This is a genomic window from Streptomyces sp. NPDC002156, from assembly GCF_053593675.1.
The window spans coordinates 1-8,226 of record NZ_JBSFDA010000276.1; the positions used below are offsets into that span (position 1 = coordinate 1).

The following is an 8,226-nucleotide window of genomic DNA, read 5'->3' on the forward strand; positions in this document are numbered from 1 at the left end:
GTGGCACTCCTAAGCGGGCCTGGCGATGTCGACTTCGGGACTGCACCCACCTAGGGGCGCGGGGAACTGCGCGGCCAGCCCCCGCCGGGCCCGCGGACGAAGAACCGGGCGCGGACGGGGCGGCGCGGGTGGGCTGGGGCCAGGAAGCGCGCCCCAAAGGGGCGCGGGGAACTGCGCGGCCAGCCCCCGCCGGGCCCGCGGACGGAGAACCGCCCATCCAGCGGAGCTACCCGCAGCCGCACGCCGCCAGGGCCGTTGCCGTGCGGTCCAGGGCTGCCTGGGCCTCCGTCGGGCTGGTGGTGTTCGCTGCCAGGAAGGCGAAGGCGAGGAGGCGGCCGTCTCGGTCCACTACCGTGCCCGCGAGGGCGTTCACGCCGGTCAGCGTGCCTGTCTTGGCTCGTACGACGCCTGCCGCGCCGTCCGTGTAGCGGGCGCTGAGCGTGCCCGTGAAGCCTGCCACCGGAAGGCCCGTGAGGGCCGCGCGGAGGTCGGGGCGGGACGGGTCGCCGGCCTTGGCCAGGAGGGCCGTGAGGAGGTCCGGGGTGAGGCGGTCGGCGCGGTTCAGGCCGCTGCCGTCCGCGAAGCGGGCGCCGGACATGGGCAGGCCCAGTTTCTTCAGTTGGGCGTGGATCGCCTTGGCGCCGCCCGCGAAGTCGGGGCGGACGTCCGTCGCGAGCGCCGTCTGGCGGGCCAGGGCCTCCGCCAAGTCGTTGTCGCTGTTGGTCAGCATGCGCTCGACCAGGGCCGAGAGCGGCGGTGACGAGACCTTCGCGAGGGTGCTCGCGCGGCCCGTGGCCTTGGACGGGCCCGGGGACGTCGTCTTGATGCCGTGCTTCGCCAGCAGGGCCGCGAACGTGCGGGTCGCGGCCGCCGCCGGGTCGGTGACGCGCGGCGCCGGTCCGCTCGACGAGTCGTCCGTGCGGGCCTCGTCGGCCATCAGGGCGCTGACCGGGGCGAGGTTGTCGTTGACCCCGATCGGGTGGAGTTCCTTGCCCGCGTAGAGCGTGGTGTCGTACGACAGCGTCACCTGGCGTACGCCGCGCTTCTTGAGGGCGGCGGCCGTCGAGTCGGCCAGGGTGCGCAGACTGGCCCAGCCCTCCGGGTCCGTACGGGCCGTCAGGGTGGGGTCGCCGCCGCCGACCAGGACGAGTTCGTTCGTGTCGGGCTCCAGGTCGGCCCGGGTGGTGAGGCGGTGGTCGGGGCCCATCGCGGAGAGCGCGGCGACGGCCGTGGCGATCTTCGTGGTGGAGGCGGGGACGAGCGCCTCGCCCGCGCCCAGGCCGTACAGGCGCTTCCCGGTGGCCACGTCGACGACGGCGGCCGTACGGCGGGAGCCGAGCGCGGGGTTCTCCAGGAGCGGGGCCAGCACGGCCGCGAGGGCACTTCCCGCGGGGGCCGCCTTCAAGGTGCCCGTGGCGCTGCCGAGGCCGGTCAGCACCGAGGGGGCGCTCGGCGCGGGTGCGGGCGCCCCGGCCGACGTACCGGAGGTACCGGATGTATCGGACGTACCAGAATTACGACCGTGATCTGTGCCACCGGATCGCTCCTGTACGGCCGCCCAGTCCCGCTCCGCCGTACGCTGACCGGAGGAGTCCCAGGGGCCGGCGGCGGTCACCACGCCGGCGGTCAACGCCAGTCCGGCGGTGGCGGCGCCCGCGGTGTACTGCCAGGTCCGCGGCAGTGTCGTCAGTGTCCTGAGGTTCTTCGGCCTCGGGAGAGCGGCGAGCTTCGGTGCCACGGCCCGTGTGATTCGCGTGACCCGCGGTTTCACGGCGGCTGTGGCTCGTCCGGCCCGTTCGAGTTGCGGCCTGACCGTCGCCGTCGCTCGTTCGAGTTGTGGCTTCACGGCCGCTCTGGCCCGTCCGAGCTGCGGTTTCACCGTTGCCCTGGCACGGGTGAGACGCGGTCGTACGGTCCGCGCCAGCCGCGCCACACGCGGCCTCGCGGCCCGCCAAGGCCTCAGCTCTGGCACGAACACCAGCCCCTTTCGCGATCACACTCCGGCGTGAGGGACACTTAACCACCAGAACTATGTGTTGATCATGGAGGAGCCACCGGTGGAGTTCGACGTCACGATCGAGATTCCGAAGGGTTCGCGGAACAAGTACGAGGTGGACCACGAGACCGGTCGGATCCGCCTGGACCGTCGCCTCTTCACCTCGACCAGTTACCCGGCCGACTACGGCTTCGTCGAGAACACCCTCGGCGAGGACGGCGACCCGCTGGACGCGCTGGTCATCCTGGACGAGCCGACCTTCCCGGGCTGCCTCATCCAGTGCCGTGCGATCGGCATGTTCCGGATGACGGACGAGGCCGGCGGCGACGACAAGCTGCTGTGCGTGCCCGCGCACGACCCGCGCGTGGAGCACCTCCGGGACATCCACCACGTGTCGGAGTTCGACCGGCTGGAGATCCAGCACTTCTTCGAGGTCTACAAGGACCTGGAGCCCGGCAAGTCCGTCGAGGGCGCCAACTGGGTGGGCCGCGCGGACGCCGAGGCCGAGATCGAGCGGTCGTACAAGCGTCTGAAGGAGCAGGGCGGCCACTGAGCCCTCTCCAGCCTCGTCACACTGAACGGGCCGCACGCGTGCGCGTGCGGCCCGTTCGTGTGTCTGTGCGCATACTGAGGCGTACCAAAGGGGCGTGCGCAGGGAGCGATACGGAGTGACGGACGAGGACCACAAGCCGCCGTCGGACGAGGCCACGGGCGTCTTCACGGTTCCCCTCGTGGGCGGTACGACCGGTGGTGGTGACGGGGATTCGTCCACGACCTCCGAGTTCGCGCTTCCCGAGGGGCTGGCCCCGCCGAAGCCCGTCGCCGGGGAGTCCGAGACCACTTCCGAGTTCGCCCTGCCGGAGGGACTCGACGTCCCGCAGCCGCCCGGCGGCGACAGCGAGGGCTCCGCCTTCAGCACCCCGCGTACGTACCGGGCGCCCGCGTTCACACCGCCCAGCGGTATCCCTGTGGTGAGTCTCACCAAGGACGTGCCCTGGCAGGACCGGATGCGCACGATGCTGCGGATGCCGGTGGCCGAGCGGCCCGCGCCGGAGCGGATGCAGAAGGCGGCCGAGGAGGGCGGGCCGGCCGTCCCGCGCGTGCTCGACCTGACCCTGCGCATCGGCGAGCTGCTGCTCGCGGGCGGCGAGGGCGCCGAGGACGTGGAGGCGGCCATGTTCGCCGTCTGCCGGTCCTACGGCCTCGACCGCTGCGAGCCGAACGTCACCTTCACCCTGCTGTCGATCTCGTACCAGCCCTCGCTCGTCGACGACCCCGTGACGGCGTCACGGACGGTCCGGCGCCGGGGCACCGACTACACGCGCCTGGCGGCCGTCTACCGGCTCGTGGACGACCTGAGCGACCCGGAGACCGCCCCGTCGCTGGAAGAGGCCTACGGGCGCCTCGCGGAGATCCGGCGCAACCGCCACCCGTATCCCGGCTGGGGGCTCACCGTGGCCGCCGGGCTGCTCGCGGGCGCCGCCTCCGTGCTCGTCGGCGGCGACCTGGTCGTGTTCGTGGCGGCGGCGCTCGGCGCGATGCTGGGCGACCGGCTGGCGTGGCTGTGCGCGGGGCGCGGGCTGCCGGAGTTCTACCAGTTCACGGTGGCCGCGATGCCGCCGGCCGCGATGGGGGTCGCGCTGACGCTCGCGGACGTGGACGTGAAGGCGTCCGCGGTGATCACCGGCGGGCTGTTCGCGCTGCTGCCCGGGCGGGCGCTGGTGGCCGGGGTGCAGGACGGGCTGACCGGGTTCTACATCACCGCGTCCGCGCGCCTGCTGGAGGTCATGTACTTCTTCGTGGGGATCGTCGTCGGGGTGCTTCTGATTCTGTACTTCGGGGTCGAGCTCGGCGCCGAGCTCAATCCGGACGCCGCGCTGGGGACGGCTGAGCCCCTGTTGCAGATCGGCGCCTCCATGCTGCTGTCGCTGACCTTCGCGGTCATGCTCCAGCAGGAACGATCCACCGTGCTCGTCGTGACCCTCAACGGGGGTGTCGCCTGGACCGTGTACGGCGCGATGCACGACACCGGTGAGTTCTCGCCGGTGGCCTCGACCGCCGTCGCGGCGGGGCTGGTGGGGTTGTTCGGGCAGTTGCTGTCGCGGTACCGGTTCGCGTCGGCGCTGCCGTACACCACCGCGGCGATCGGGCCCCTGTTGCCAGGGTCGGCCACGTATTTCGGGCTGTTGTCGATCGCGCAGAACGATATGGACGCGGGGTTGGTGTCGTTGGCGAAAGCGGCGGCGCTGTCGATGGCTATTGCCATCGGGGTGAATCTGGGGTCGGAGATCTCGCGGTTGTTCTTGAGGTTGCCGAGCGGGGCCGCCGGGGGGCGGCGGGCCGCCAAGCGAACCCGCGGGTTCTGATGCCGGGCGCCCAGTAGCTCGGGAGCTTCTGACTCACGGCGGGTGCGGGTTCGTTGTGGTTGATCGCGCAGTTCCCCGCGCCCCTGAGGGGCGCGTCCCGGCGCGGGTCAGTTCTGGGGGTAGCCGTTGTTCTGGTTGCCGTATGGGGGGTATTGCTGCTGGCCCTGCTGCTGGTAGCCGTAGTCCTGGTTGTACGGGTACTGCTGGGCGTATTGCTGGGCGTAGCCCTGGTCGTCGTTCTGCTGTTGGGCCGGGGGGATGCGGCGGAGTTGCGTCGTCGCGTCGTCCATCGGGGCCTGGTACTGCTGCTGGGTCGGCGGAGCCGGGGGCTGCTGGGGCGGGTTCTTCTTGGCCTTGCTGCGGGCGCGGGCGAACTCGATGATGATCGGGACGACCGAGATGAAGACGATCAGCAGCAGGATCGGTTCGATGTTCTTCTTCACGAACTCGATGTCGCCGAGCACGGCGCCGAGCACGGTGACGCCCGCGCCCCACAGGACGCCGCCGATGACGTTGAAGATGAGGAACGAGCGGTACTTCATGCCGCTGACGCCGGCGATGATCGGCGTGAACGTGCGCACGATGGGCACGAAGCGGGCCAGGACCAGGGACTTCGGGCCGTACTTCTCGAAGAACTCGTGGGCCTTGGTGACGTTCTCCTGTTTGAAGAGCCGGGAGTCCGGGCGGCTGAAGAGCGACGGGCCGACCTTCTTGCCGAACATGTAGCCCGCCTGGTCCCCGAGGATCGCGGCGACGCAGATCAGGGCGACCGCCCCCCACAGGGGGAAGTCCAGCGTGCCCGCGGTGATCAGCAGGCCCGCCGTGAACAGCAGCGAGTCACCCGGCAGGAAGAAGCCGATGAGCAGGCCGGACTCGGCGAACACGATCAGGAGCAGGCCCCAGATGCCGAACTGGTCCAGCAGATAGTCCGGGTCCAGCCAGCTCGGTCCGAGGGCAATCGTCACTGTTCCGGGCTCCTGAGGCTTGGCAGAGATGAGCAGAGAATCGGGTGGGGCAAAGCTATCAACGCAATGCGTCCCCTCCAGGTTCCAACAGCGTCCATGCGCCACTCCGGGGTGCGCTGTGCGGGAACTGGGGCCACCCTGTGAGGTTATGGGCATCGAAGAGTACGGCGGCGGCCAGGGACCGGAGTCCGACGTCCTGGTCGTGACGACGAACGACATCCCCGGCTACCGGGTCGAACGAGTCATCGGTGAGGTCTTCGGGCTGACCGTGCGGTCGCGGCATCTCGGCAGCCAGATCGGGGCCGGGCTGAAGTCGATGATCGGCGGTGAGCTGAAGGGGTTGACGAAGACTCTCGTCGAGACGCGCAATCAGGCGATGGAACGGCTCGTCGAGCAGGCACGCGCGCGTGGCGCCAACGGTGTGCTGGCGTTCCGCTTCGACGTGGCGGACGCGCAGGACGTGGGCACGGAGGTGTGCGCGTACGGGACCGCCGTGGTCCTGGTCCGGGAGTAGTCCCGGACCAGGAGATCCCTATGCGGTGTGCCGGGCCGCGTTCGCCTCGATCGCCTCCCTGAGGTGTTCGGCGAGGCCCGGGCGCATGGAGTCGTAGAACTCCTTGAAGCGTTCGTCCGAGACGTACATCTCGGCGAGGCCCCGGTGGAGGTCGTACGTGCATGCGTAGAACCACTGGGTGATGTGCTGCCGGTGTTCCTCGGCCAGGGCCATGGCGGCCTCGCCGGACGGGGGCTCACCGGCGGCCATCAGGGCGTCGTAGCGCTCGCTCCAGGAGGCCACCTCGGCCTGCATGCGCTTCCAGTCGTCCTTGGTGTAGGCGGCGGCGCGGCGCTGCGACTCCTCGTAGGCCTCCGTGCCGCCCCAGCGGCGCTCGGCCTCCTCCGCGTGTGCCTCCGGGTCCTTGTCGCCGAAGACCTCGAACTTCTCCTCGGGTGTCAGGTTGATGCCCATTCTGCGTGCCTCCATGGCGTGCTCCACGGCCGCCGCCATCTTCTGGAGCCGCTCGATCCGGGCGGTCAGCAGCTCGTGCTGGCGGCGCAACTGCGCGCGCGGGTCCGCCTTCGGGTCGTCCAGCAGGGCGGCGACCTCGTCGAGCGGGAAGCCGAGCTCCCGGTAGAACAGGATCTGCTGCAGCCTGTCGAGGTCGGCGTCGCTGTAGCGCCGGTGGCCCGCGTGGCTGCGCTCGCTGGGTACGAGCAGGCCGATCTCGTCGTAGTGGTGCAGGGTGCGCACCGTGACGCCGGCGAAACCGGCGACCTGGCCGACCGAGTAGCTCATCTCCGCTCCCTTCTGGGTACGCCCTTCACGATGAATCCTTACGTGGCGTGAGGTGCAAGTCCGACGGCCCGGACCTACCGTCGTAGGCATGCCACTGCACCCAGGGGACAGCGGAGCACCCGACCACAAGGGCGACGGGCGCAGGCTCGCCGTCAACCCGTTCTACGGGGAGGCCAATCCGGTCGGCGGGATGACCGAGGCCCCGCCCACGCACCGGCTGCCGGACGCCCCGCTGCCGCCGGCGACGGCGTACCAGCTCGTGCACGACGAACTGATGCTCGACGGCAACTCGCGGCTCAACCTGGCCACCTTCGTCACCACCTGGATGGAGCCGCAGGCCGGTGTCCTGATGGGCGAGTGCCAGGACAAGAACATGATCGACAAGGACGAGTACCCGCGCACCGCCGAGCTGGAGCGGCGCTGTGTGGCGATGCTCGCCGATCTGTGGAACGCGCCCGATCCGGCCGCCGCGGTGGGCTGTTCGACCACCGGTTCGAGTGAGGCGTGCATGCTCGCCGGGATGGCGCTGAAGCGGCGGTGGGCGGCGCGCAACGCCGACCGGTATCCGGGGCGGGACGTCCGGCCGAACCTCGTCATGGGCGTCAATGTGCAGGTCTGCTGGGACAAGTTCTGCAACTTCTGGGAGGTGGAGCCGCGTCTGGTGCCCATGGAGGGCGACCGGTTCCATCTCGATCCGCAGGCGGCGGCCGAGCTGTGCGACGAGAACACCATCGGGGTCGTCGGGATCCTCGGGTCGACCTTCGACGGGTCGTACGAGCCCATCGCGGGCCTGTGCGAGGCCCTGGACGCCCTTCAGGAGCGGACCGGGCTCGACATCCCCGTGCATGTCGACGGGGCCTCAGGGGCCATGGTGGCGCCCTTTCTCGACGAGGACCTGGTGTGGGACTTCCGGCTGCCGCGCGTGGCCTCGATCAACACCTCGGGGCACAAGTACGGGCTGGTCTACCCGGGCGTCGGCTGGGCGCTGTGGCGGGACAAGGAGGCGCTCCCCGAGGAGCTGGTCTTCCGCGTCAACTATCTGGGCGGCGACATGCCGACGTTCGCGCTGAACTTCTCGCGTCCCGGGGCCCAGGTGGTCGCGCAGTACTACACGTTCCTGCGGCTGGGCCGCGACGGCTACCGGGCCGTGCAGCAGTCCACGCGCGATGTGGCGTGCTCCCTCGCCAAGAGGATCGAGGATCTGGGCGACTTCCGGATGCTCACCCGGGGCGACGAGCTGCCCGTGTTCGCCTTCACGACCGGGGCGGACGTGACCGCGTACGACGTCTTCGACGTCTCCCGGCGGCTGCGCGAGCGGGGCTGGCTGGTCCCCGCGTACACCTTCCCGGAGAACCGGCAGGACCTGTCCGTACTGCGGGTCGTGTGCCGCAACGGCTTCTCCGCGGACCTCGCCGAACTGTTCGTGGAGGACCTGGAACGACTGCTGCCCGAACTGCGCCGGCAGCCGCATCCGTCGACGCACGACAGGGATGCGGCCACCGGTTTTCATCACTGAGTGCGCGACCGCGCCCCGAAAGGGGCGCGGGGAACTGCGCGACCAGCCCCCACCGGCCCGCGGTTTCCGCACCGTCCGGCGGAGCCCTC

At 70.5% G+C, this 8,226-nt stretch carries 7 protein-coding genes; 4 read left to right on the top strand and 3 right to left on the bottom strand.

All coding sequences use genetic code 11. The features are described from left to right. Positions 1–226 precede the first annotated feature (226 nt). Positions 227–1,978, bottom strand: coding sequence for a D-alanyl-D-alanine carboxypeptidase/D-alanyl-D-alanine endopeptidase (gene dacB, locus ACWCRB_RS47645; RefSeq protein ID WP_451002043.1), 1,752 nt, complete (start codon positions 1,976–1,978; stop codon positions 227–229). Between the two features lie 79 nt (positions 1,979–2,057). Between dacB and ACWCRB_RS47650 the strand changes: the two genes are divergently transcribed. Continuing rightward, a complete protein-coding gene (locus tag ACWCRB_RS47650; protein ID WP_053746895.1) occupies positions 2,058–2,549 on the top strand; it encodes an inorganic diphosphatase in 492 nt (163 codons plus the stop codon). 115 nt (positions 2,550–2,664) lie between these two features. Next, positions 2,665–4,362 (top strand): threonine/serine ThrE exporter family protein, encoded by a 1,698-nt coding sequence (locus ACWCRB_RS47655; protein ID WP_451002048.1) that lies wholly within the window; start codon positions 2,665–2,667, stop codon positions 4,360–4,362. A gap of 107 nt (positions 4,363–4,469) precedes the next feature. Here the strand turns inward: ACWCRB_RS47655 and ACWCRB_RS47660 are convergent, their stop codons facing one another. Next, positions 4,470–5,327, bottom strand: a complete 858-nt coding sequence (locus ACWCRB_RS47660; protein ID WP_451002044.1) for a DedA family protein — start codon at positions 5,325–5,327, stop codon at positions 4,470–4,472. A gap of 148 nt (positions 5,328–5,475) precedes the next feature. On the opposite strand from ACWCRB_RS47660, the gene ACWCRB_RS47665 reads away from it, so the two are divergent. Beyond that, positions 5,476–5,841 (top strand): YbjQ family protein, encoded by a 366-nt coding sequence (locus ACWCRB_RS47665; protein WP_451002045.1) that lies wholly within the window; start codon positions 5,476–5,478, stop codon positions 5,839–5,841. Between the two features lie 18 nt (positions 5,842–5,859). Here ACWCRB_RS47665 and ACWCRB_RS47670 read toward each other — a convergent pair whose 3' ends face one another. Next, positions 5,860–6,621, bottom strand: a complete 762-nt coding sequence (locus tag ACWCRB_RS47670; protein WP_451002046.1) for a MerR family transcriptional regulator — start codon at positions 6,619–6,621, stop codon at positions 5,860–5,862. Positions 6,622–6,709: 88 nt separating this feature from the next. Here ACWCRB_RS47670 and ACWCRB_RS47675 point away from each other — a divergent pair, with 88 nt between their 5' ends. Beyond that, a complete protein-coding gene (locus ACWCRB_RS47675) occupies positions 6,710–8,137 on the top strand; it encodes a glutamate decarboxylase (RefSeq protein WP_451002047.1) in 1,428 nt (475 codons plus the stop codon). Positions 8,138–8,226 lie beyond the last annotated feature (89 nt).